Source organism: Amycolatopsis sp. NPDC089917, assembly GCF_040684635.1.
Classification (GTDB): Bacteria; Actinomycetota; Actinomycetes; order Mycobacteriales; family Pseudonocardiaceae; genus Amycolatopsis.
Genome location: NZ_JBFBGL010000014.1, coordinates 100,407 through 122,537 on the forward strand (window position 1 = coordinate 100,407; position 22,131 = coordinate 122,537).

A 22,131-nucleotide genomic window follows, 5' to 3' on the forward strand; every position below is an offset into this window, starting at 1 on the left:
CGTAGGTCCTGAGGTCACAGTTTTCTCGTCTCACCTTCGGTTACGTTGGAGCCATCAATGTTCTTCAACGAGGGCAGATCGGGGGCTAACACGCCGGTCGTCAGTCCGTGGATGGTCTGGTCGATCACGTTCGCGCTTACCTTCGCCATCGCGGCCAGCACGCCTTCCAGCTCTTGCAGGTGCCTAAAGGCATCACCGTATCGACGTTGCTCGGCAAGGGACATGCTGGGGACGCGGCAGCGGCGCAAGTCATCGCGGCTGAGTGCACCGAGCGTGTTGGCGAGCGGCAGCGCTGCAGCGTCGGCGCGCAGGAAAGTCGCAACGAAATGCGCGTCCAGGCGAGTCTCATCCAGTTCAACAACCTGTGCGATCCCGTCGTCGTCGGAGGACGTGCCGGTTGCGACGGCCGGCGGCCGTCCGAGCGTCCGCAGCAGCAGATCACCCTTACGCGGTGTCGTGTCGCGGGAGCAGATCGTCAAAGCGCCACCTCGTTCTAGCTCGCCGAGCGCCACAAGAGCGAGGTGGGTCGACGACCGAGAGGCGTCGAACCGAGGCAGCCCGCGGCCGACCTGGGCGTAGAGAGCCTGCAAGCGTTCGGTGACGCGGGCGAGGCCGTCGGCACTCACATCGACCCGTGGTAGGACATGGCGGGAGGGAAGCAGACTGGTGTCTCCCTCGAGCAACTCGACTCGCGGAACAACGCGGCAGACGGCCGGGTTGGCATTGGCGAACAACTGCTGCCAGGCGGCGTAGTCGTGCGGGACGGCGGCCGGATCCGCCAACCTCGATAGATCGGCAACGTGCACTGACGCCTGTTCGGCTGCATCGGAGGAGCGCTGCAGAACCCAGAGATAGACATCGGTGCCCGGTACTGACCCCATTCCCTTCGGCAACGCGATCACGTCCCGGAGTACCCCGGAGCGCACCAGCTCCGCTCGGATTCTCCGCCCGGATGGCTGAACGCAGGTGCGCGGCGACACAGCTACCACAGCGACACCGCGCGGACGCAGGTGCGCGTAACAATGCTGGACCCAAGCCAGCTCACTGTCGCGGGGCTCCGGAACACCGAACTTCCAGCGCGGATCGGCAGCCAGTTCGACCGAAGGCCACTGGGGTTGATCGAGCGGGGGTTCGCACACGACCGCTGCCGCCGCACCGAGATACCCGCTAAGCCGGTTGTCCAGCAAGGAGTCACCGACGTAGATCTCATACGGCACGTCGTGCGGGCTTCCGCGCAGGTTCCATCCCGCGAGCGAGGCGGCCGCCTCGTCGATCTCCTGGCCTACCAGCCGGACCTGGTCACCGAAACGGTCAGCGACAGCAGCCAGCAGGGTTGCGTCGAAGCACGCCGGGTCGAGCACGGCAGGCACCTCGGCTTCTTCGACATCGTCGGCGTCTACCCGCCACACGTCCGTGATCGAACGCGGCAGCAGCGACACCATCACTTTGGCCAGCAGCTGCCCCGAGGTGAGATCGGTGAGCGCACGTTCCGGCGCGTCTCCCCAGCCGCGGCGAGCCAGCGCGTTCTTCGCACCGGTCCACGGCGTCGAAGAGTCACCGAGAGCCTGCGTACCAGTCCTCGTCCGCCCAGCCGTCGCCAACTGGTCGGCCTTGCCGGTCGCCACCAGCCAAGCCATGACGTCGGCCTGAGAGAATGTCGGGCTGGCTCCGCTTTCCCCGATCGGCTTGGGGAACTCCGGATAACGGCGACGCCAGTTCGACACAGCGGCACGCCCAACACCTGCCAACCGCGCGATCGCTGCGGCCGTCATCACGCTGGGTTCATCTGGGCTCACTTCGGTAACGCTACAGAGTCGCTCCTCACGAAACAAGGCCGCTGTGGACACTGACGCCTGCGTTCACAAACTGTGTACCGAGTGGCTCACGTTCACAGTTCTGCGCCGATCGCCCTGGTCGCCAGAGTGCTTCGCCCGCCGCCAACTCCCGAAAGAGGTTCGAAGTGACCATCAAGACCGCCGCCAGGCAGCGAGCGAGCGGGCGCGCTGGCCACGCGCGAGACTCCGCTCTACCGGATGCACCCCCACGACCCGACCGCAGACGAGGACCTGCGCCCCTTCGTGCTGCCGCGCTACCTGGATCGCGACGGCTTCGCGAGCTTCCTCGTCGAGCATGACGGCTTCGAGGGCCTAGTCGTCTCCGGCACGACCGCCCCAGGACCTTCCGGCTAGCGCCGCTCGCTGGGTGGGTTGACGGAGGAGAATAGGATCTCTCCCGGCCTTCTCCCGCTGCGCACCGAGAACGCCCTCTACGGACTCACACGTATGGCGGGCAGCTGCTTCCTATCCCACAAGTTAAGTGCACTGGTAGAGCAGCACCCGATACTGCATGGTGGACACGGTTAACAGGTTTCACGGCCGCGGCCTAGTCGCGGTCATCGACACGGTCGCCGATGTCGGTGACAAGCTTGGCATGTTCTACGCGGAAACCGGGTTGTAGTCGACAACTTGTCGCTTGCGCAAAGCGCCGCCGGCCCGCCTTGATAAGGGCCCGAGACCCGCTCACAAGTAGTATGCGGACGAGCCGCCGCACAATTTCCGGCCGGTGGCCGTCGCGAGCGCCCGGCACTTCAGTGGTGCCTCTTTTGCTCGTCGCGACCTGAGCACACCTGTCGAGAAGTCGCGTCCTGCGTCCGGAGGGGCCACATCCGAAACTGTCGGTGCCCTCCCCATAATGGGATCGTAACCGTCGACCAGGAGCCTCAGCCGTTCGCACACCTCAGTGCGCCGAACGCGGCGCTCTATCGCGACGTCCTGTTGACGTTCGCACGGGCGAGGGATCGATTCATCGTTCACATGCGGCCGGAGGACGTCGCGGCGGACCTGGGCCGGCCGGGTGACGTCGAGCAGGTGGCGGACGCGCTGGACAAGCTCGTCGACTGGGGCAACTTGCGGGCGGATCCGGATACGAGCCGGGTGACCAGTGTCGCCGACTTCCATCGTGCCCGGTACCTGTACCAGCTTACGGCCGCCGGCCAGGCCGCCGAGGAAGCGCTCGCGGTTTACGACCAGGCCCTGGGCCGCCGAGGCTCACTTCAGTCGGTGGCGTTGGAGGACATCGCCGCGCAGTTGCGGGCGCTCGTGGAGCTGGCGAGAGAACGGGAGTTCGATCCGGCGAAGGTGCATCTGCTGTTGCTTGCGCTCGCCGAGCGGTTCACCGGTTTGGCAGACAACGCGCAAGCGTTCATGGCGTCGCTACGCCGTGTCATCGACTTCGCCGACGGGGACGTGGAGGCGTTCATCGCCTATAAGCAGCGGCTGATCGACTACGTCAACCGATTCATCGCCGACCTCGCCACCGGGGCGCGGAGATCGCCACCCTGCTGGGCAGGATCGAGGAAGTCGGCGTCAGTGACATCCTCATGGTGGCCGCGAAACGTGAAGCCGCCGATGTCGCACCTGACGACCGTGAGAACGCCGCTGCGATCGAAGCTTGTTACGACAGTTGGCGAAATCGGTGGCGTGGGCTGCACGACTGGTTCGTCTCGGCCGACTCCCGGCATCAGTCATAGGCGCGCCTGCTGCGTGGAGCCGCGGTCACGGCGATCACGCAGCTCATCGACACGGTGGCCGCGCTCAACGAACGCCGTTCCGGACGCTCCGATCGCTCGGCGGATTTCCGCACCTTGGCTCGCTGGTTCGCGGAGGTTCCGGACGACAACGCGGCACATCGCCTGTGGCGGACGGCGTTCGGGCTCGGTTCCACTAGGCACCTCACGGTCGACAACGAAACCGCTGCCGCGTGGGAGGAAGAGCAACCCGCGCCGAGCACCCCGTGGCGAGAAGCGGCCGGGGTGCACATCAGCCCGCAGCTGCGCAGGACGGGATCCTACGAGCGGCGCGGCCAGCCCAACCGGGTCGCGGACCGCGCGGAACAGCGACGGATCCTGGCCGAGCAGGCGGCGCGCGAAGCCGAGCAGGTCGCCGCGGCACGTGAGCGGCTGGCGACACCGGGGCCGACGCGGCTGTCGGCGCTGGGTGAGCTCGACACGCGGGCGTTCCGGCTTTTCCTCGGGCTTCTCGGCGACGCGCTCTCGGCACGTGCCCCTGGCGATCACGAAATCCGTACCACCACGAGCGACGGCACGATGGAGGTCCGCCTGACTCTCGTGCGCGGCGGCGGAACGGTGAGCATCGACACCGCGGACGGGATCCTCCGCGGGCCGGAACACCTGATTGAGATCATCGACCTGATCGGAAACGGCAGGGTCGAGGCGATCGCGTGACCGTACTCGGCGAGGAAACCTTTGCCCAGAAGCGGAAAGCCCTGCGCGCGCTGCTCGCCAAGCCGTTGTTGACGGCGGGAACGGACGACGAAGTGCTGCGGCTCGTCCGACGCCATGCGACGGACCTCCGTGATTGGCTGGCCACGGAAACGGGATGGCGGCTGCTGGTCAGCGCGGAATCCGCGCGCTTGTTCAAAACCGCGCCGACGTTGACCAACTCGACCCATCCGGCGCGGGACGGTAAAGGCAAACCACCGTTCGGCCGTCGCAGGTACGTCCTGCTTTGCTTGTCGCTGGCCGTCTTGGAGCGAGCCGACGCGCAGATCACCCTCGGCCGCCTCGCCGAGGCCGTACTCGCCGCCGCGAGCGAACCCGAACTCGTCGACGCGGGCGTGTCGTTCACGATGAGCAAGCGAGACGAGTGTTCGGATCTCGTCGCCGCGGTCAGGTTGCTGCTCGGCTGGGGTGTCCTCGAGCGTGTCGCCGGCGAGGAAGAAGCGTACCTGAGCGACAACGGAGACGTCCTGTACGACGTACAGCGCCGGGTGCTGGCCACGTTGTTGACCAGTGGCCGGGGCCCTTCGACGATCGACGCCGCGGATTTCGAAACCAGGCTCGAAGAACTTGCCCACGAGCCTGTCGCCGACACTGATGACCTGCGCAATCGGGCCCTGCGTCACCGGTTGACCCGCCGCCTGCTCGACGATCCGGTGGTCTACTACGACGAGCTGGCCGACGACGAGCGGGCGTACCTGACCGGCCAGCGACATGCGATAACGCACCGGATCGAGGCCGCCACCGGGCTGGTCGCCGAAGTCCGCGCGGAGGGCATCGCGATGGTCGATCCCGACGACGAACTGACCGATGTGCGCATGCCGGAGCAGCGCACCGATGGCCACGCCACCTTGCTCGTCGCCGAGTACCTCGCGGCACGGAACGGGCCGGTGCCGATCGAACGGCTGCTGGCGTACGTCAGGAAGATCGCCAGTGAGCACGCCTCCTATTGGCGTCGCGGAGTCACCGAAGAAGGCGCTGACGAGGAGCTCCTCGCCATAGCGTTGCACAAGTTGCGCGCGCTGCGGCTCGTCGAGGATTCCGTGGGGGATCCGCCGATGGTGCGTGCGCTGCCCGCGATCGGCCGCTACCGGCTCGACACGCGCAGGGATTCGCGGGCCGGTGCACCTCGAAGCGCACCGGCCCATCGCCCGAGTCCAACGTGACAACAGAGCCCCGAGGCACAGCGTCCACATCGAAGCCCGACAGCACGATGTTGCGACGGGCCAGCAGTGGGTCACCGGGGACAACCGAAGAGAACAGCGTCACCGCGGCGGAACGGTGCGCAGGATGGTTGAAGTACTGGTCCCACCAGCCCCAGTCCCGCGCGCACCTCGACGAGGTCGCGCGAGACCGGCACCGGATCAGGGCGCGGCCCCGAAGAGGGACGGCCCTCGTAAGCGTGCACGGGCGAGACGTGCAGCGCGACGATCAGCGCTCGCCGAGCTGCCATTCCGGCCGCACGTAGTGGCAGGTGTAGCCGTTCGGGATGCGCTCCAGGTAGTCCTGGTGCTCGGGCTCGGCTTCCCAGAAGTCGCCGGCCTGGGTCACCTCGGTGACGACCTTGCCCGGCCACTTGCCGGAGGCGTCGACGGCGGCGATCGTCTGTTCGGCGACCTGCTTCTGCGTGTCGTCGGTGTAGTAGATCGCCGACCGGTAGCTGGTGCCGATGTCGTTGCCCTGGCGGTCGCGGGTCGTCGGGTCGTGGATCTGGAAGAAGAACTCCAGGATCTGCCGGTACGACAGCTGGGCCGGGTCGAAGACGATCTCGATGCCTTCGGCGTGCGAGCCGTGGTTGCGGTAGGTCGCGTTCGGCACGTCGCCGCCGGTGTAGCCGACCCTGGTGGAGACGACTCCGGGGTGCCGGCGGAACAGGTCCTGCATGCCCCAGAAGCAGCCGCCCGCGAGAACAGCCTTTTCCGTCACTGTTGATCTCCTCTGGTCGTTGACACCCAGTACAACGTGTCGAACCCTCCCTGTCATCCCCGTCCAAGTGTGACGGAACGCTTACGTCCCCCGTGCGTCTCACACTGGGCGAAGCTTCTGCTCGCGGCCTTGGCTCTGCTGCTGACCGGCTGCGCAACGACACAAGAGGCCCCGAAGCCCGAAGACGCCTTCAAGTTCGGCGGGATCTCGATGCCCGCCAGCGGCAAGGTGCTGGAGACGCGGTACGACCGGGGCATCGACGCGCGCTACGTGGTCGTCTTGACCCTTCCGGCGGAGGACCTGCCCAAGCTGCTCGAAGCGTCGCACTTCGCGCCTGGGGCCATGAAGGACGACCAGCTCGTCGAAGGCCGTCATGTGTACCGCGAGGTCACGGTGGAGGGGACCACGGTGCGCCTCGAACTGTTCACCACGTGAGCACTCAGCGTGAAAAGTATGGGCCGTTCAGACTCGCCTGGGTGACCCCCTAACGTGTTACCCCACGCACATCCGCCGGAGGACGCATGGATCCGTTCCGTGTACCGCCCGAGCTGTTCCGTTTCACCGACGGCAGCAGGTCCGGGCTCCCCCTGGCGATCCTGCACGCCTTCGGCGAGGCGAACGAGCGGCTGGAGACGGCGCTCGGGATCGACGATGTCCGCACGGAGCTGCGGGCGGTCGGCTGGCTGGAGACGCTGGCCGACGAAGAGCTGGTCAGCGCGCTGGACCAGCTGCGGAACGACAAGCTCCTCGACGTCGTCCAGAACCACGCGGGCGATTACCGGACGGCGTCCGAGTACGAGCGCCGCAACCTCCAGTATTCGCTGACCAGGCTGGGCGAAGCGGCGTACGCGGGCGTGGTCCGCGCGAGCGAGGTGCTCAACGCCACCGGAGCGCTCCAGACCGCGACACTCGAGGCCCTGGGTGAGCGGCTCGGAGAACTCGCCAAACAGCTCGAAGACGGCACCGACCGGCGCGTGTTCAGCACGCTCACCGAGGTCGAAAGCCATCTTGAGGCGTTCCGCGACAACACGAAGCGTTTCAACGGCGACCTCCAGCGCCTGCTGCACGCCGAGGCCGATCTCGCGACTTTTCACGAGGTCAAGGCATCGACGGTCGCGTATCTCCAGGAGTTCCTGAACGACCTGGAGCACCACACCCACACGATCGCCACCCGGATCAAGGAGATCGACGACCACGGCATCGACCGCGTGCACCGCCGGGCGCTCAACGGCGCGGCCCTTCCGGCTCCGGATCAGCGCTGGCTCGACGTCCGCAAGGCGCGTTGGGTCGGGCTTCGCGCGTGGTTCCTGCCCGAGGACGGGGCGACGCCGCGTGTGGAGGACCTTCACCAGGTCTCGCGACGGGCGATCATCACGCTCCTCCAGGTGCTGGACCGGATCACCGAGTCGCGGCGGCGCGCGAGCAGCGCGGTCGCGGACTTCCGCGAGCTGGCGCGGTGGTTCACCGTCGTCCCCGCGCAAGAGGACCTGCATCGCCTGTGGTCCACGATGTTCGGGCTGAGCTCCGCGCGGCACGCGCATCTCGCCCACGCGGACCCGGAAGTGGTCAGCACGACGGCGTCGTGGCTCGACGCGCCGCCCGTCGAAGTCTCGGAACTGCTCCGGTCGGCCGGCCGGACCGAGCGGTTCACCAAGACCGGGCGCGTCCGCGACGTCACCGCGCTCCGGGCGGCGAGAGCGGTACGAGCCCAGGAGGAGCGCGCCGAACTCGAAGCCGCCTGGAACATGCTCGACACCGGCGGGGTCGTGCGGCTTTCGGCGTTCGAGAAGCTGGACCACACCGTTTTCGAGCGGCTGCTGGACCTGCTGGGGCAGGCGCTGGGCAGCCCCGTCGGCTCGGACGGCACCCGGCGGAGCACGACGTCCGACGGCCAGATCGAGATCGTCCTGAGGCCGCCGCACCAGGGCGCGGTCGCGCGCCTGACCACCACGAGCGGCGTCTTCCGCGGCCCCGACTACGAGATCGAGATCAGCACGGCCGGAGGCGGTGCGTGAGTCTTACGAACCAACTGGTCATCGCGGAGCGTGAAGAGGTCGCGCGCGGGATCCGGGCCCTGCTGGCCACCCCGCTCATCGGCGAACGCGGCTCCCCCGAGACCTTCGACCTCATCCGGCGCCGCCGCGAGCCCATCCGGCAGTGGTTCGACTACTACTGCGGCTGGACGCTCACCGTCGAACCCCGGCTCGGCTACGCCCGGCTGGTCAAGGTCCGTGCCGCCGCCGATCCCAGCCGTCCCGCCCGGCGGCTGCGGCCCGGACGCGCGGCGTTCGACCGCCGCCGCTACGTGCTCCTGTGCGTGGCGGCGGCCGAACTCCTCACAGTGCCGGTGACCACCATCGGCCTGCTCGCCGACCGTGTCGCCAGGGCGAGCGCCGCAGACGACCTGGTGACGGCGTTCGACGTCGCTTCCCGGGCCGAGCGTCTCGCGTTCGTGGACGTCCTCGGACTGCTGGAGTCCTACGGCGTCCTCGAGACCGCCGACGGCGACGCGGAGTCCTTTGTGGACAATATGACGGCGAAGGTGCTGTTCCGCGTCGACGCGACCCTGTTGCTGCGGATGCTCGCCGCGCCGGTCGGGCCGTCGCAGCTGGCCGTGCCCGCCGACGACGTCGCGCTGCGGTTCGAGGAACTGCTGGAGGCGGTGTCGCACGAGCAGCGCTACGGCCTCTCGTCGGGCCGCCACGAGGACACGCCGAGCGCGTCCGACGTCCAGCGGAACCTGTGGCTCCGGCACACCGTCTTCCGCCGTCTCGTGGACGACCCGGTGCTGTACTTCGCCGAACTGACCGCGGAGGAACGCGCGTACCTCGGCTCGCCGACCGGACGCCAGTTGCTGCGGCGCGCCGCGGAACAGGGCGGTTTCGTCCTCGAAGAACGCGCGGAGGGCGTGCTGCTCGTCGACGTCGACGGGCTGGCCACCGACGAACGCTTCCCGGATGACGGCAGCAACGCCAAGGTCGCCGCGCTCCTGCTGCTCGACGCGCTGGACGAACCGCGCACGACCGACTACCTGCGCAACGCCACCGCCAAACTGCTGAAACGGTTCCCGCGCTGGGCCAAGACCTACCGGGGCAAGGACGGCGTGCGGCGGCTGACCGTCGACGCGCTCGCCGTGCTGACCGGTTTCGGGCTGGTCCGCGCCGAAGCCGAACTCGTCCGGCCACTCCCGGCCGCCGCGAGGTACACCGACCGAAACGAGGAGGCGCCGTGACCGTGACGAGGTGGGTCCCGTCCCGCGCGGGCATCCTCAACATCTGGCGCTACTACGACGAGATCTTCGAGTTCCACGACGGGCGCCTGCTGCTGCGCGGCCCCAACGGGAGCGGGAAGTCCAAGGCGCTGGAACTGCTGCTGCCGTTCCTGTTCGACGCGAGCCTGCGCGCGAACCGGCTGTCGACCTTCGGCACCAGCGAACGCAGTATGCACTGGAACCTGATGGGCGAAGGCGCTTCCGGCGCCACTCGTGTCGGGTTCGTCTGGCTCGAATTCGGCATGGCCGGGGACAAGTGGTTCACCTGCGGCGCGCGGCTTCAGGCCAGCACGCACACCAGCACGGTGCACGCCGACTTCTTCACGACCGATCTCCGGGTCGGCGACGGCCTTCCGCTGGTCAACGAGGCGGGCCAGCCGTTGGGCAAGAACGCGCTGGAGGAGGCCCTCGGCGACCACGGGACCGTGCACGCCGGCGCGGCCGAGTACCGCGCGGAGATCCGCGCGAAGCTGTTCCCCACCTTGAGCGAGCAGCGGTACGACGCGCTGATCACCGCGCTGCTCCAGCTGCGGATGCCCAAACTCTCGCAACGGCTCGACCCGAGCCTGCTGTCCAACCTGCTCTCGCGCGCGCTCCCGCCGCTGGGGCAGCAGGAGATCGCGGATCTCGCCGAGGGTTTCGAACGGCTCGACGCGCAGCGCGAACGGCTGGGTTCGCTGGAGACCGAGGTCGACGCGACCCGCGCGCTCGCCGCGCGGCAGAAGACCTACGCCCAGCGCGTCCTGCGCGCGGGTGCCGCGAACCTCATCAACGCGACCACCGAACTCGACGACCTCGCCGCTGCCGCCCGCCGGTCGGCCGAGGAGCACGACGAGGTCGCGGCGAAGAAGGAAGCCGCCGAGAAGCTGGCGGCGAAGCTCGAAAAGGACGTCGAAAAGACCGAGGCGCGCCTCTCCGGGCTGACCGAATCCGAGTCGTATCAAAAGGGCCAGGAGCTCGACAAGCTGCGGCAGCGGACCCTGGCCGTGAAGGAGAAGGCCGAAACGCTTCGCTCCGACGCCGACCGTCTCCGAGCCGAGGCGGACGCCGACGAAGAGCGATCGCGAGCGGCGAAGCAGGTCGCGAAACGGCAGGCCGATCTCGTCCGCGCCCAGGAGACCGAGGTCCGATCCGCCGCGACCCGCGCGAACCTGGCCGGAGTGCACGACGAGCTCGTCGCCGGGCTGGACGAACCGGTGCGGCTCCGCCCGTTGCTGCAGGCCGCCGTCCGCGGCAAGCGCGACCAGGTCGAGACCATCGGCCGGGCGCTGGACAAGCACGAACGCGCCGTCGGCCGCCGTCACCAGGCCGAGACGGATCTGGACCGGGTGAGGTCGGATTTCGCGGCCGCGCAAGAGAAGCTGGACCTGACGACGGCGACGCGCGACCTCGCGCTGAGCGATCTGCGCACCCGGCTCGCCGAATGGGCGATCGGCTGCCGCGAGCTGCGGTTCCCCGACGTGGAAGCGCTCGTGCGCGACGCCGAGGCGGAAGTCTCGCTGCTGGGCAAGCTCAGCGCGGTCGCCGAGACCGTGCTCGAAGACATCATCCGGCGGGAGTCGGCGACCAGCGCCGCGCTGGCCACTGCTCGCACCGAGCACGACGAACTCCTCGTCGAGGCCGGCGTGCTCGAGACGGAGGACGTCCTCAAGCCCGAATCGCCGCGCACCCGCACGGCGGACCGGGCCGAGATGAGCGGCGCGCCCTTGTGGCGGCTGGTCGACTTCGCCGGCTCGGTCCCGGACAGCGCCCGGGCGGGGATCGAGGCCGCCCTCGAAGGCGCCGGTCTGCTCGACGCGTGGGTGAACTCCCACGGGGTCGTCGAAGGGCACGACGTGCTCTTGGAGACCGGGTCGCTGCCGATCGCCTCTCCCCGTTCGCTCGCCGACGTCCTGGTGCCCGAAGCCGACGCGGAACTTTCGCCCGCGAAGATCCGGCGGGTCCTGGAAGTGATCGCGTACGACGACGTCCTCCCCACCGGTCCCGCCGCGATCGGCGCGGACGGCGGCTGGCGGATGGGCAGCCTGTCGGGCAGCTGGACGAAGGACGCCCCCGCGTACATCGGCGCCTCCGCTCGCTCGGGTGCCCGGGAACGCCGGATCGCCGAACTGCGGGACGAGATCGCCGGCCGCGAGAAGACCATCGCCGAGCTGGAAGGCGAGCTGGCCGCGCTGCGCGGCAGGCGCGAGCTGATCAAGATCGAACGCGCCGCCCGCCCCGGCCACGAGGATCTCCTCGCGGCGACCGGGGAAATGACCACGGCCGAGGCCGATCTGACCGCCGCCGACGCCGCCGTCCGGCATCTGGAGACGACCGTCTCCGCGCTGGAGTCCGAGGCCAAGACCGCCCTGCACGAGCTGACCGGCCAGGCGTCGGAGAGCGGGCTGCCGACCGAACGCGCGCCGCTGGCCGCGCTCGCCACGGCCCTGCGCACCTACTCCGACCAGGGCGAGAACTGGCTGTACGAGAACGGGAACCTGCGCACGGCGACCCAGCGGGCCGAGACGTTCGCCGATCAGGCGGACCGGTCCGAGGGGAACGCGGCCAGGCGCGAGGACGAGGCTTCCGACACGGAGGTCGAACGCACCAAGCTCACCGCGATGCTCGACGCGATCGAGGGATCCGTCGGCACCGGCCAGCGCGAGGTGCTCGCCGAAATCGACGGCCTGCGCACGAAACTGCGTGAGCTCTTCGACGAACTCCGCGCCGCGAACGCCGACGCCAAGGAGCTGGCCGTTTCGCTGGGCGCGCTCGGCGTCCGCCGCACGACCGACGCGCGGGCCCGCGAGGAGGCGGCCAAGAAGCAGGACGCCGCCGCGCTCCGGTTCTGGAAGCTCGCCACCGGTGTCTTCCCGGCGGACGGCGGGATCGAGGACCTGCCGAAGTTCCAGGCCACCCTGTCCGCCTCCGAGGGGGTGCGGTCGGCCCTCGACACGGCCCGCCTGGTGGCCGCGGCGTGGCCGTCCGTGCCACACGCGACGGGCAACCTCGGCGAGGCGCTGCACCGGCTTTCCGAGGCGGTGCACACCTGCCGGAACACGCTCAGCTCGCGCGCGGAACTCGATCTGGAGACCGACGAGGACGTCCAGATCTTCACCGCCGTCGTCGACGGGCTGCGGGTCGGCGCGGCCGAACTGCTGAAGATCCTTTACGCGGAAGCGGAACAGAGCAGGCACGAGATCACCGGCCGCGAGAGCGACCTGTTCGACAAGACGCTGACCGGCGAGACCCGCCGTCACCTCGCGGCCCGCATCCGGCAGGCCAACGACCTGGTGGACGGGATGAACGCGCGGCTGGAGCGGGTGCGGACCGCGTCCAGGGTCGCCGTCCGGCTGGTCTGGCAGGTCTCCCCCGATCTGCCGCCGGGCACCAAGACCGCGCGGGACCTGCTGCTGAAGGATCCGGACCAGCTCACCACCGAGGATCGCGCTTCGCTGCACAAGTTCTTCCGCGAACGCGTCGAGCAGGCGAAGGCGGACGACACCGCGACCAGCTGGGAGCAGCAGCTCGCGCAGGTCTTCGACTACACGTCCTGGCACCGGTTCGTGGTCAAGGTGGACCGCGCGAACGGGGCGGGCTGGCAGCTGCTGACGAAGAAGCTGCACGGCGCGCTTTCCGGTGGGGAGAAGGCGATCGCGCTGCATCTGCCGCTGTTCGCCGCCGTCGCCGCGCACTACCAGGCCGCGCCCGAGGCACCGAGGGTGATCCTGCTCGACGAGGTGTTCGTCGGTGTCGACACCACCAACCGGGGGCAGGTGTTCGGCCTGCTGTCCGCGCTCGACCTCGACCTGATGCTGACGTCGGACCACGAGTGGTGCACCTACGCCGAACTCGGCGGGGTCGGGATCCATCAGCTCATCACCGGCGGCGACGGCGACGACGCGGTCACCACGGCCCGGTTCACCTGGAACGGCCACGACCTCCTGCCCGCCGAACCGCGTTAGCCTGAGCGGCCCAAAAGCCGGGCCCTTCCTTGTGCGGCGCGGAACGGCTCGCTACGTTCCTGCCGGTGGCGCCGACGGCTGTGCGGATCCAAGTGCTGGGTTCGCTGCGCGTGTGGCTCGACCGGGCGGAACTCGGCCTCGGCCCACCGGGCCGCCGCGCAGTGCGGTTGACATCCTCCAGACCTACGTCAAACACCTGCGCCGGCTGATGGAACCCGGGCGCCCGTCCCGGTCCGGGAGCGAGACCTGCCGCACGTCCGCGGGCTCGCCGCCGAGGCGAACGACGCCCAGCGCGACGGCAAGACAGCCCGCGCCGCGGACCAGCCGCTGGACGGTCCGCGCAGGCGCGGCTGATCCGCGCGTACCACGGCGCGGGCCAGCGGGCGACGGCTTTCCGGCTGTATCGGGAGGTCCGCGGACGGCTCGTCGAGGAATTGGGAGTCGAACCGGCCGAGGTCCGCCCACGGACTGAGCCGGGAGAACAGACCGTGAGCCGATCCCTGCGGCCACCGCGATCGGCAGGCTCAGCGGCATGGAAACCGACTACGTCTTCCCCGGCCGCCGCGTCGCCGCGGTCTCGATGATCCTGGGCCCGGTCCTGCTGCTCACCGGAACGCTGCTGCGTTCACAGTTCAATTTCTTCTTCCCGGACCAGCTGAGGGCGATGAGCGAGCATCCGGCGCTGATCACCGCCGCGTACACGTGTTTCCTGGCGGGCAACGTCGTGCTGTGGCCGGCGATCGTCGCGCTCGCCGCGAAGATCGGCCGTACCAGGCCGGCACTGGCGGCCTGGGGTGGCTTGTTCGTCCTCTTCGGACTCTTCGAGCGGACCTTCCACGCCGGGATCGACCAGGCGGCGATGGGACTCGCCGGACGACGCGGTGCCGGGTTCGCCGAGAGCGTCGTCAGTGAGTCGTACCAGGACCTGCACCTGTTCAGCTTCCTGTCGTTCACCATCATGTTCGGCTGGTTCATCCTCGCCTTCGCCGCTTATCGCGCGAAGGCGCTCGGCGTCGTCCAAGCGATCGGGATGGCGACGATGGGGCTTCTGCCGCTCGGTGTGCTGAAGGGTACCGAAATCGTGTCGATCATCGGTACCGCCGGGCTTTGTGTCGCGTTGCTCCCGGCCGGTATTCGCGCATTACTGGAAAGTCCCAAACCGAGCCGCCGATCGGTACTGCTCACGGCCGTCGCGGTTCCGGTTCTGGGCGCGCTCGCTTTCGCGAGCACTCTGGGCTGACGAATTCCTCAGGCCAGCCGGGCGGGCACTTTCCCTTTTCTGTCACCGGATTCGTGATCGCGTCCCGCCGGGAGGCAGCTCATCAGCAGTACGACACCGACAGCACCGAGAAGCATGTGCCCGGCGAGGATGCACAGCCCACAGAATCCGATCCACAATGAGATCTTCATTCTCAGAGAGTAGGGCCATTATCGGGAGCGGGGCCCGAACTTGGGAAAGACTTAAGGTCTCCTTTGGGCAAAGGGTCTGTTCGACGCCCGAGCGTAAAACACCACAAGCGACCCCGTCGCGGCCAGGAAGACCACCTGCATCAGGCTCCGCGGCACCAGTTCGTCCATCACCGACGACACCGGACCGTGCAGCGCCTTGTACACGTTCGCCGGGAACATCCCCAGCAGCAAGAGCGTCAGGCCACCGGCCGCCCACGGCGCCGTGCGCGACCACAGCACCCCCGCGGCGCCCGCCAGTTCGAGGACGCCGGTGATCGTGACCAGCAGCCCGGGCGTGGGCAACGCGGGCGGCACCATCGCGACGAGCTCTTCGCGCATGCCGACGAAGTGCGCGAGCCCGGTCGTGACGAACAGCGCCGCGACGCCGCCGCGCACGGCCACGGGCCAAGGCTTCAGCCGCCGGACACCGGCGGCTCCCAGCAGGAACAACGTCGCCGTGACGGCGACCAGCATCAGTACGGGTACGAGACCGGGATCCATGACTTGCCCTCCGAGCAGCGAAACTTTCCACTGACAAGATGCGCCCTTGCAGGCCATCTTGTCAATGACTAGATTCGACGTCATGAGTCCGTACCACCACGGCGATCTCCGCCGGGCCGTGCTCGACGCCGCCGTCGCGGCCGTCGCCGAACAGGGTCCGGCCGGGATCAGCCTCCGTGATCTCGCCCGGCGCGCGGGCGTCTCGCACGCCGGGCCGGTGCACCATTTCGGCGACAAGGCCGGGGTGCTCACCGCGCTGGCCGCCGAGGGGTTCGACCTGCTCGCCGACGCGCTCTCCGCCGAGGGCGACCGGGACTTCGTCGAGGTCGGGGTGGCCTACGTGCGGTTCGCGATCGAGCATCGCGCGCATTTCGAGGTGATGTTCCGCCCCGAACTCCACCGTCGGGACGACCCCGCGCTGGCCGCCGCCCGTGACCGCGCGGGACTGCTGCTGACCAGCGGCGCGTCGTCGGTCAGCGACGACGGGATGGCGGGCGTCGCCGCGTGGTCGCTGATGCACGGGTTCGCGAACCTGTGGCTCACCGGCGCGCTGCGCACCGAGCACCTGGAGGATCCGGACACCGCCGCCAGGGCGATCGCCCGGATCCTGTTCCCCGCCGTCCCCTGATCAGACCTGCGCGGTGGGCATGACGGTGACCTGCTGGAGGTTCACCCGGGCCGGGAGCGAGGTCAGGAACGCCACGGTCTCGGCGATGTCCTCCGGCTTCAGCCAGGTCAGCGATTCGCGCACGCCGTCCAGCCATTCCAGCGCGCCCGCGTCGGTGACGTGGCCCTGCAGCTCGGTCTCGACCAGACCGGGCTCGATCGCCGCGACCCGCACGTTCTTCGGGCCGAGGTCGGCGCGAAGGTTCTTCGACAGATGCGTCACGTACGCCTTCGAAGCGACGTATACGGCGAAGGACGGGAAGATCGCCTGAGCGCCGATGGACGACGTGTTCACCAGGTCCGCGACGCCCTTCTCCTTCGCCGAAGCGACCAGATGCGGGACAAAAGCGCCGATCGCGTTCATCAGGCCGGTCATGTTGACGTCGATCATGCGCTGCCAGTCGCCGGTCGCGAGTTCGTCGATCGGCGCGGCCAGCATCACGCCGGCGTTGTTGAACAGCAGGTCCGCCCGGCCCAGTTTCGCCTCGACCTCGGCCGCCGCGGCGCGCATCGCCCCGGCGTCGGCGACGTCGGCCGCGATCACGAGCGCGGTTCCGCCGTCCTGGTCGATCTCCTTGGCGAGCGTCTCCAGCCGGTCCGCGCGGCGGGCGATGAGCACGACCGCCGCACCGGAGCGCGCGAGCCGCCGCGCGGCCGCTTCGCCGATCCCGCTGGACGCGCCGGTGATGACGGCGACCCTGCCCTGGTGCGGCGCCGAAGTGTTCGTCATGTTCGTCTCTCCTGTCGTGGACTCTCGTTCTGCGGTCCAGACAACCGCCTCGCGCGGAGAGATGGCACGGCCTGCTCAACCTGGGTCCGGCAGTACCAGTCAGGGGCGAGCCGCGCACGGAACCGTTACCCGTTGATCGCGTTCCGCGGACACGGACCGGCCACCGTGATGCCCATGCGTATCCGATTCCGATCCCTCGCGCTGCTGACCGGGCTCGCGCTGGCCGCGACGACGGCGGGCGCGGTCCCCGCGTCGGCCGTCATCGGCGGCACCGAGTCCACCACGCCCTACGACTTCATGGTCTCGCTCCAGTACGACTCACCCCGGCCGGACGGACACCGGTGCGGGGCGGTGCTCATCGCGCCCCAGTGGGCGGTCACCGCGGGCCATTGCGCCAACACCCCGACCGGTTCGGCCGTCGGCGTCCCCCGCGGCTGGAAGGTCCGCGTCGGTTCCCTGGACACCATGACCGGCGGCGAGGTGACCGACGTCGACAAGTTCTACCGGCGCATCGTCACCTACAACCCGCCGGGCGAGGACATCGCGCTCCTGCATCTGCGCAACCCCGTGCGCGCCAAGCCAGTCCGGCTCGCCGGGGCCACTCCCGCCGTCGGCACTCCTGTCCGCATCCTCGGCTGGGGCGCGGCTTCGACCGGCTGCGACGACTTCGCGGATCCGAAGTGCTTCCCGCGCAAACTGCGCGAAGCGGAAACCGAAATCGTGCCGCTCGACCGGTGCTGGGACGACGACGGGCGCGTCCTGCCGTTGTGCGTCGGCCGCTCCGAGCCACCTGTCGGGCCGGGCACGACGGATTCCGGTGGGCCCGCCCTGATCCGTTCGGGCGACGGCTGGGCACTGGCGGGAACGGTCGTCGGCCCGGTGACCGGGGCGCCGACTTCCCCGACATGTACACCGACGTCTCGAAGAACTCCGCCTGGATCAACGGCATCGTGACCGGCGCCGCCGTGCCGCCGGACTCCCCGATCCCGGACGTCGAGGGCACGGCCGAGGTGGGCAACTGCAAGGGCGCGATCGTGCGCGCCGCCACCGCGCGTCCCGAAGACCCGGCGCTGGCGCTGACGAACGGCCACTGCGTGCCCAGCGGACGGCCCGCACCGGGATCGGCCTTGGTCGACCGGCCCGCCGACCTGGCCCGGCCCGTCACCATCGCCGACCGGGAGGGCTATCCGAAGACCAGCGCCCGCGCCACCCGGCTGGTCTACGCGACGACGACCGGCACCGACATCGCGCTGTACCGGCTGGACAAGACCTACGCGCAGCTCGCCAAGGAGGGCGCGAAGGTCTTCGGGCTGGCCACGACTCCGATGCGCGCCGGCGACCGGCTCCTCATGGCCTACTCCAGCGGCCGCCCGCGCTGCACGGTGGAGGCCGTGGTGCCGCACCTGCGGGAGGCCGGGTACCAGCAGGACGACTCGGTTCGCTACGCCGCGAGCGACACCTGCGTGAGCGGCCCCGGCTACTCCGGCTCGGCGCTGCTCACGCCGGACGCGAACACGGTCACGGGCATCAACAACACCCACAACCGTGACGGCGAGCGCTGCACCGAGGGCAATCCGTGCGAGGTCGACCGGGACGGAGCCGTGAAGGCGCTGAAGGGCCGCAGCTACGGCCAGCAGGTCTTTCGGGTCTCCGCCTGCCTGACCAAGGGGTCCCGGATCGACCTGTCCCGCCCAGGTTGCCGGCTCACCTCCGCCTGACCTGCGACGATGGGCCCGCGAAAAAAGTTCGCCGCCGCTGTCGAATCGGAGGGACGCCCTTCGTCTAGGCAGTGACACCAAGGAGGACGCCATGACCCAGTACCTGATCAGCCTCTACCAGCCCGACGGCCCCACCCCGCCGCCGGAGTTCCTCGAACCGATCGCGCGCAAGATCCAGGCGCTCAACGAGGAGATGAAGGCCGCGGGCGCCTGGGTGTTCGCGGGCGGGCTGCACCCGCCGACCACGGCGACCGTGCTGCAGGCCAAGGAGAACGGCGCGATCGCGATGACGGACGGCCCGTACGTCGAGGGCAAGGAGCACCTCGGCGGGTTCACCGTCGTCGAGGCGCCGGATCTGGACGCGGCGCTCGAATGGGGCCGCCGGGTCACCGAGATCACGTACCTGCCCGTCGAGGTCCGGCCGTTCCAGGGCGAAGAAGGCCCTTCGTGCGTCTGACCACCGAAGAGATCGGCCGGGTCTTCACCGAGGAATACGGCCGAGCGGTGGCTGTCCTGGTCCGCGTCTTCGGCAGCATCGACGTCGCCGAAGACGCGGTCCAGGACGCTTTCGCCGCGGCGGTGGACCGGTGGCCGTCCACCGGTCTGCCGCCGAGCCCGGCGGGCTGGATCATCACGACCGCCCGCAACAAGGGCATCGACAAGCTGCGCCGGGAAGCCGCGCGCGACGGCAAACACGCCCAAGCCGCACTGCTCGGCACCGGCGACGAACCGGCCGAGGAGGGACCCGTGCGCGACGATCGCCTGCGCCTGATCTTCACCTGCTGCCACCCCGCGCTGGCCGTCACCGCGCAGGTCGCGCTGACGCTGAAGCTGCTGGGCGGGCTGACCACCGGCGAGATCGCGCACGCGTTCTTCGTCCCCGAGACGACGATGGCGCAACGGCTCGTCCGGGCGAAGGGCAAGATCCGCGACGCGAAGATCCCGTACCGCGTCCCGGAGGACGCCGATCTGCCGGACCGGCTGCGTTCGGTGCTCGCCGTGATCTACCTCGTGTTCAACGAGGGATACACGGCCAGTTCGGGCGAACGGCTGACGAGGGAGGACCTGTGCGCCGAGGCGATCCGGCTCGGCAGGCTGCTCACCGGCCTCATGCCCGACGAACCGGAGGCCACCGGTCTGCTGGCGCTGATGCTGCTCACCGAGTCGCGCCGGACCGCCCGCACCGGCGCGGACGGCGACGTCGTGCTGCTGGCGGACCAGGACCGGTCGCGGTGGGACCGGGAGCTGATCACCGAAGGGCAAGCGCTGGTCCGCGCCTGCCTGCGCCGGAACCAGCCGGGGCCGTACCAGATCCAGGCGGCGATCAACGCCGTCCACGGCGACGCCGCCGACGCGGAGACCACGGACTGGCCGCAGATCGTCCAGTTGTACGACCTGCTGCTGGCGGCGAACCCGACGCCGATCGTCGCGCTCAACCGCGCGGTGGCGGTGGCCGAGGTCGACGGCCCGCAGGCGGCACTCGACGTGATCGACGGCCTGGACCTGGCGGAATACCACCTGTACCAAGCCATCCGGGCCGATCTGCTGCACCGGCTCGGCCGTCCGGCGGACTCGGCGCGAGCGTACGAGCGAGCGATCCGGCTGGCGGAGAACGACGCCGAACGCCGTCTGCTGGAGCGGAAACTGGCGGCCGTCAGTCCGTGATCAGCCGTGCCGCGCCAGGTCCCTTCGCCGCGAGGACGTCACCGGGATTGACCAGCACGCACTGCTCGAAGGACAGGCAGCCGCAGCCGATGCATTCGGTGAACCGGTCGCGCATGCACTCCAGCTGCGCGATGCGTTTGTTGAGTTCCGCGCTCCAGCAGGCCGAGGCGCGCTGCCAGAACTCATGGTCCGGCGCGGCGCCCTCCGGCAGGAGGTCGAGCACGCCGCCGATCACCTCCAGCGGGATGCCGAGGTGGTGCGACGCGCGGATGAACGCGACCAAGCGAAGGGTGGCGCGGGGGTAGCGGCGCTGGTTTCCGCTGGTCCGCCTGCTGCTGATGAGTCCCTGGCGCTCGTAGAACCGCAGGGCGGAGGTGGCGACGCCGCTGCGGCGCGACAGCTCTCCGATGGTGAGTTCGGCAGCCGGTCCGGTCATGCCCGTGATTCTCCCTTGACTTAAACCCTTGTTCAAGTTTCATGCTGGGGGCATGACGACACAGGGGATCTCCGAACCGACCATCCACAAGGGACGCTGGCCGACACCGAACGAGGAGACGGTCGCGGTGGCGCGGGAATGGCCGGACGCCGACGCGGCGCGGGCGGCGCTCAAGAGCCATGAAGGACTCGTCTCCTTCACCGCGTACGAAGGCATCGACCACGGCGGCGCCTTCACCTACGAGCAGTGGACCAGCGAAGACGCCATCCAGGGCTTGGACGGCGCGCCCGTGTTCCGGCTCTACCGCGGGCAACGCGGCGAAGGGGAGCCCGGCTGCCTAGTGGTCGTTTCGGTCGAGTTCGACGGGCCCGACGAACAACGGCAACGAGACTGGATCGACCTCGTCTTCGAAGCGATGGCTTCGGAACCCGCGCGACCGGAAGGCGGGATCTCGGGCTACTTCCACGTGAGCACCGACGGGACCCGGGTGCTGAACTACGCCGAGTGGACCAGCGTCGAGGCCCATCTCGCCGCGCTGGCGGCCCCCGGCGCCGACGGCGTCGGCACCACGGACGTGTGGAAGAAGGTGCAGAACCACCCGGGGATGTCGGGCGGGTCGGTCAAGCGCTACCGCCCGGTCCTTTCTTCGACGACCAACGCGGAGGTGGCGGCATGAAGCCGATCCTGGTCGCCGGTGCGACGGGCAACGTCGGATCACAGGTGGTCGCCCAGCTGCGGACGCGGGACGTCCCGGTCCGGCCGCTGAGCCGGAACCCGCCACCGGGCGGCGTCCGCGGTGATCTGGGGAAACCGGACACGATCGCGCCGGCGCTCGACGGCGTCGACACGGTGTTCCTCATGCTCTCCGGCTCCGCCGAGGCACTGGTGCCCACCGTTTCGCTGCTCGGCGAGCGGGTGAAGCGCGTGGTGTTCCTGTCTTCGGGCGCCGTCGACGACTCCCTGCAGGAGCAGGCGAACCCCATCGGCGCCTGGCATCGCGTCGTCGAAGAAGCGATCGAAGCCGCGGGCGTGGAATGGACTTTCCTGCGGCCGCACGGATTCGCGACCAACACCCTCGGCTGGGCGCCGTCGATCCGCGCGGACGGTGTCGTCCGCGGCGCGTACGGCGAGGCGTCGATGCCGCTGATCCATGAGAAGGACATGGCCGCGGTGGCCGTCGAGGCGCTGACCGGTGACGGGCACGCGGGGGCGAAGTACGCGCTCACCGGCACACGGCCGATGACGCAGATCGAGCAGGTCCGGATCATCGGCGAGGCGGCCGGACGTCCGGCGCGCTGGGAAGAGATCCCGCTCGAGGAAGCGCGGACGGCGATGCTCGCGAAGATGCCGGACTTCGTCGTCGACACCATGCTGGGCGGGCTCCGGGGCCTGGTCGGGAACCCCGGCCCGGTCACGTCGACCGTCCAGGACGTCACCGGCGGGCCGGGGACGGATTTCGAGGTCTGGGCGGCCGAGCACGCCGCCGCGTTCCGCTAAACTCGGGTTCGTGTCGACACCGGTTCATGCC

The 22,131-nt window shown here is 69.4% G+C and carries 21 protein-coding genes and 1 pseudogene; 16 read left to right on the plus strand and 6 right to left on the minus strand.

All coding sequences use genetic code 11. The annotated features are described in order from the left end of the window. Window positions 1-14 precede the first annotated feature (14 nt). Window positions 15-1,796: an N-6 DNA methylase gene (locus AB0N89_RS13215; RefSeq protein ID WP_364204063.1), complete on the minus strand. Its 1,782-nt coding sequence runs from the start codon at window positions 1,794-1,796 to the stop codon at window positions 15-17. Between the two features lie 237 nt (window positions 1,797-2,033). Between AB0N89_RS13215 and AB0N89_RS13220 the strand changes: the two genes are divergently transcribed. From AB0N89_RS13220 to AB0N89_RS13230, 3 genes and pseudogenes are all read left to right on the plus strand, one after another. Beyond that, on the plus strand, window positions 2,034-2,189 hold the full coding sequence (locus AB0N89_RS13220; RefSeq protein WP_364204065.1) for a hypothetical protein: 156 nt from the start codon (window positions 2,034-2,036) through the stop codon (window positions 2,187-2,189). Between the two features lie 594 nt (window positions 2,190-2,783). Then, window positions 2,784-4,243 (plus strand): annotated as a pseudogene (locus tag AB0N89_RS13225) (TIGR02677 family protein); the annotation flags it as partial. Further along, window positions 4,240-5,463 (plus strand): TIGR02678 family protein, encoded by a 1,224-nt coding sequence (locus AB0N89_RS13230; RefSeq protein WP_364204067.1) that lies wholly within the window; start codon window positions 4,240-4,242, stop codon window positions 5,461-5,463. The pseudogene AB0N89_RS13225 and the gene AB0N89_RS13230, both read left to right, overlap by 4 nt. 265 nt (window positions 5,464-5,728) lie before the next feature. Here the strand turns inward: AB0N89_RS13230 and msrA are convergent, their stop codons facing one another. Continuing rightward, window positions 5,729-6,223, minus strand: a complete 495-nt coding sequence (gene msrA, locus AB0N89_RS13235; protein WP_364204069.1) for a peptide-methionine (S)-S-oxide reductase MsrA — start codon at window positions 6,221-6,223, stop codon at window positions 5,729-5,731. A gap of 129 nt (window positions 6,224-6,352) precedes the next feature. Here msrA and AB0N89_RS13240 point away from each other — a divergent pair, with 129 nt between their 5' ends. From AB0N89_RS13240 to AB0N89_RS13265, 6 genes are all read left to right on the plus strand, one after another. After that, the gene (locus tag AB0N89_RS13240; RefSeq protein WP_364204071.1) at window positions 6,353-6,658 is read left to right on the plus strand and encodes a hypothetical protein; all 306 of its coding nucleotides are present in this window, start codon (window positions 6,353-6,355) and stop codon (window positions 6,656-6,658) included. A gap of 86 nt (window positions 6,659-6,744) precedes the next feature. Continuing rightward, entirely contained in the window at window positions 6,745-8,238 is a 1,494-nt protein-coding gene (locus tag AB0N89_RS13245; RefSeq protein ID WP_364204073.1) for a TIGR02677 family protein, read from the plus strand. After that, complete coding sequence (locus tag AB0N89_RS13250; RefSeq protein ID WP_364204075.1) at window positions 8,235-9,455, plus strand: TIGR02678 family protein; 1,221 nt, start codon at window positions 8,235-8,237, stop codon at window positions 9,453-9,455. Before AB0N89_RS13245 ends, AB0N89_RS13250 begins: the two co-directional genes overlap by 4 nt. Beyond that, window positions 9,452-13,438 (plus strand): TIGR02680 family protein, encoded by a 3,987-nt coding sequence (locus tag AB0N89_RS13255; protein ID WP_364204077.1) that lies wholly within the window; start codon window positions 9,452-9,454, stop codon window positions 13,436-13,438. Before AB0N89_RS13250 ends, AB0N89_RS13255 begins: the two co-directional genes overlap by 4 nt. A gap of 353 nt (window positions 13,439-13,791) precedes the next feature. Further along, on the plus strand, window positions 13,792-14,022 hold the full coding sequence (locus AB0N89_RS13260; RefSeq protein WP_364204141.1) for a BTAD domain-containing putative transcriptional regulator: 231 nt from the start codon (window positions 13,792-13,794) through the stop codon (window positions 14,020-14,022). Further along, on the plus strand, window positions 13,971-14,678 hold the full coding sequence (locus AB0N89_RS13265) for a hypothetical protein (RefSeq protein WP_364204078.1): 708 nt from the start codon (window positions 13,971-13,973) through the stop codon (window positions 14,676-14,678). Before AB0N89_RS13260 ends, AB0N89_RS13265 begins: the two co-directional genes overlap by 52 nt. Before the next feature lie 8 nt (window positions 14,679-14,686). Here AB0N89_RS13265 and AB0N89_RS13270 read toward each other — a convergent pair whose 3' ends face one another. Continuing rightward, window positions 14,687-14,848, minus strand: coding sequence for a hypothetical protein (locus AB0N89_RS13270; protein ID WP_364204080.1), 162 nt, complete (start codon window positions 14,846-14,848; stop codon window positions 14,687-14,689). Between the two features lie 51 nt (window positions 14,849-14,899). Further along, window positions 14,900-15,388 (minus strand): hypothetical protein, encoded by a 489-nt coding sequence (locus tag AB0N89_RS13275; protein WP_364204082.1) that lies wholly within the window; start codon window positions 15,386-15,388, stop codon window positions 14,900-14,902. Between the two features lie 82 nt (window positions 15,389-15,470). Here AB0N89_RS13275 and AB0N89_RS13280 point away from each other — a divergent pair, with 82 nt between their 5' ends. Beyond that, window positions 15,471-16,016 (plus strand): WHG domain-containing protein, encoded by a 546-nt coding sequence (locus AB0N89_RS13280; RefSeq protein ID WP_364204084.1) that lies wholly within the window; start codon window positions 15,471-15,473, stop codon window positions 16,014-16,016. Here the strand turns inward: AB0N89_RS13280 and AB0N89_RS13285 are convergent, their stop codons facing one another. Beyond that, window positions 16,017-16,784, minus strand: a complete 768-nt coding sequence (locus tag AB0N89_RS13285) for an SDR family oxidoreductase (protein WP_364204086.1) — start codon at window positions 16,782-16,784, stop codon at window positions 16,017-16,019. Between the two features lie 174 nt (window positions 16,785-16,958). Here AB0N89_RS13285 and AB0N89_RS13290 point away from each other — a divergent pair, with 174 nt between their 5' ends. The 4 genes from AB0N89_RS13290 (at window position 16,959) to AB0N89_RS13305 (ending at window position 20,167) form a co-directional block, all read left to right on the plus strand. Continuing rightward, window positions 16,959-17,738: a trypsin-like serine protease gene (locus AB0N89_RS13290; RefSeq protein ID WP_364204088.1), complete on the plus strand. Its 780-nt coding sequence runs from the start codon at window positions 16,959-16,961 to the stop codon at window positions 17,736-17,738. Beyond that, window positions 17,690-18,502 (plus strand): trypsin-like peptidase domain-containing protein, encoded by an 813-nt coding sequence (locus AB0N89_RS13295; protein WP_364204090.1) that lies wholly within the window; start codon window positions 17,690-17,692, stop codon window positions 18,500-18,502. Before AB0N89_RS13290 ends, AB0N89_RS13295 begins: the two co-directional genes overlap by 49 nt. 91 nt (window positions 18,503-18,593) lie before the next feature. Then, window positions 18,594-18,959: a YciI family protein gene (locus AB0N89_RS13300; protein WP_364204092.1), complete on the plus strand. Its 366-nt coding sequence runs from the start codon at window positions 18,594-18,596 to the stop codon at window positions 18,957-18,959. After that, window positions 18,950-20,167 (plus strand): RNA polymerase sigma factor, encoded by a 1,218-nt coding sequence (locus AB0N89_RS13305; protein WP_364204094.1) that lies wholly within the window; start codon window positions 18,950-18,952, stop codon window positions 20,165-20,167. Before AB0N89_RS13300 ends, AB0N89_RS13305 begins: the two co-directional genes overlap by 10 nt. Here the strand turns inward: AB0N89_RS13305 and soxR are convergent. Next, window positions 20,157-20,603 carry a redox-sensitive transcriptional activator SoxR gene (soxR, locus tag AB0N89_RS13310; protein WP_364204096.1) on the minus strand — a complete coding sequence of 149 codons (447 nt, stop codon included), beginning with the start codon at window positions 20,601-20,603 and terminating at the stop codon, window positions 20,157-20,159. The two genes, AB0N89_RS13305 and soxR, sit on opposite strands and share 11 nt — an antisense overlap. 52 nt (window positions 20,604-20,655) lie before the next feature. Between soxR and AB0N89_RS13315 the strand changes: the two genes are divergently transcribed. Continuing rightward, window positions 20,656-21,279, plus strand: coding sequence for a hypothetical protein (locus AB0N89_RS13315; RefSeq protein WP_364204098.1), 624 nt, complete (start codon window positions 20,656-20,658; stop codon window positions 21,277-21,279). Next, window positions 21,276-22,100, plus strand: coding sequence for an NAD(P)H-binding protein (locus AB0N89_RS13320; protein ID WP_364204100.1), 825 nt, complete (start codon window positions 21,276-21,278; stop codon window positions 22,098-22,100). The genes AB0N89_RS13315 and AB0N89_RS13320 overlap by 4 nt, the downstream gene beginning before the upstream one ends. Window positions 22,101-22,131 lie beyond the last annotated feature (31 nt).

Excerpts from the sequence above, each read along its gene's own strand:
- AB0N89_RS13220 (WP_364204065.1), top strand. The coding sequence starts at position 2,034 with ATGCACCCCCACGACCCGACCGCAGACGAGGACCTGCGCCCCTTCGTG.
- AB0N89_RS13245 (WP_364204073.1), top strand. The coding sequence starts at position 6,745 with ATGGATCCGTTCCGTGTACCGCCCGAGCTGTTCCGTTTCACCGACGGC.
- AB0N89_RS13265 (WP_364204078.1), top strand. The coding sequence starts at position 13,971 with ATGGAAACCGACTACGTCTTCCCCGGCCGCCGCGTCGCCGCGGTCTCG.
- AB0N89_RS13270 (WP_364204080.1), bottom strand. The coding sequence starts at position 14,848 with ATGAAGATCTCATTGTGGATCGGATTCTGTGGGCTGTGCATCCTCGCC.
- AB0N89_RS13275 (WP_364204082.1), bottom strand. The coding sequence starts at position 15,388 with ATGGATCCCGGTCTCGTACCCGTACTGATGCTGGTCGCCGTCACGGCG.
- AB0N89_RS13280 (WP_364204084.1), top strand. The coding sequence starts at position 15,471 with ATGAGTCCGTACCACCACGGCGATCTCCGCCGGGCCGTGCTCGACGCC.
- AB0N89_RS13285 (WP_364204086.1), bottom strand. The coding sequence starts at position 16,784 with ATGACGAACACTTCGGCGCCGCACCAGGGCAGGGTCGCCGTCATCACC.
- AB0N89_RS13290 (WP_364204088.1), top strand. The coding sequence starts at position 16,959 with ATGCGTATCCGATTCCGATCCCTCGCGCTGCTGACCGGGCTCGCGCTG.
- AB0N89_RS13295 (WP_364204090.1), top strand. The coding sequence starts at position 17,690 with ATGTACACCGACGTCTCGAAGAACTCCGCCTGGATCAACGGCATCGTG.
- AB0N89_RS13300 (WP_364204092.1), top strand. The coding sequence starts at position 18,594 with ATGACCCAGTACCTGATCAGCCTCTACCAGCCCGACGGCCCCACCCCG.
- soxR (WP_364204096.1), bottom strand. The coding sequence starts at position 20,603 with ATGACCGGACCGGCTGCCGAACTCACCATCGGAGAGCTGTCGCGCCGC.
- AB0N89_RS13315 (WP_364204098.1), top strand. The coding sequence starts at position 20,656 with ATGACGACACAGGGGATCTCCGAACCGACCATCCACAAGGGACGCTGG.
- AB0N89_RS13320 (WP_364204100.1), top strand. The coding sequence starts at position 21,276 with ATGAAGCCGATCCTGGTCGCCGGTGCGACGGGCAACGTCGGATCACAG.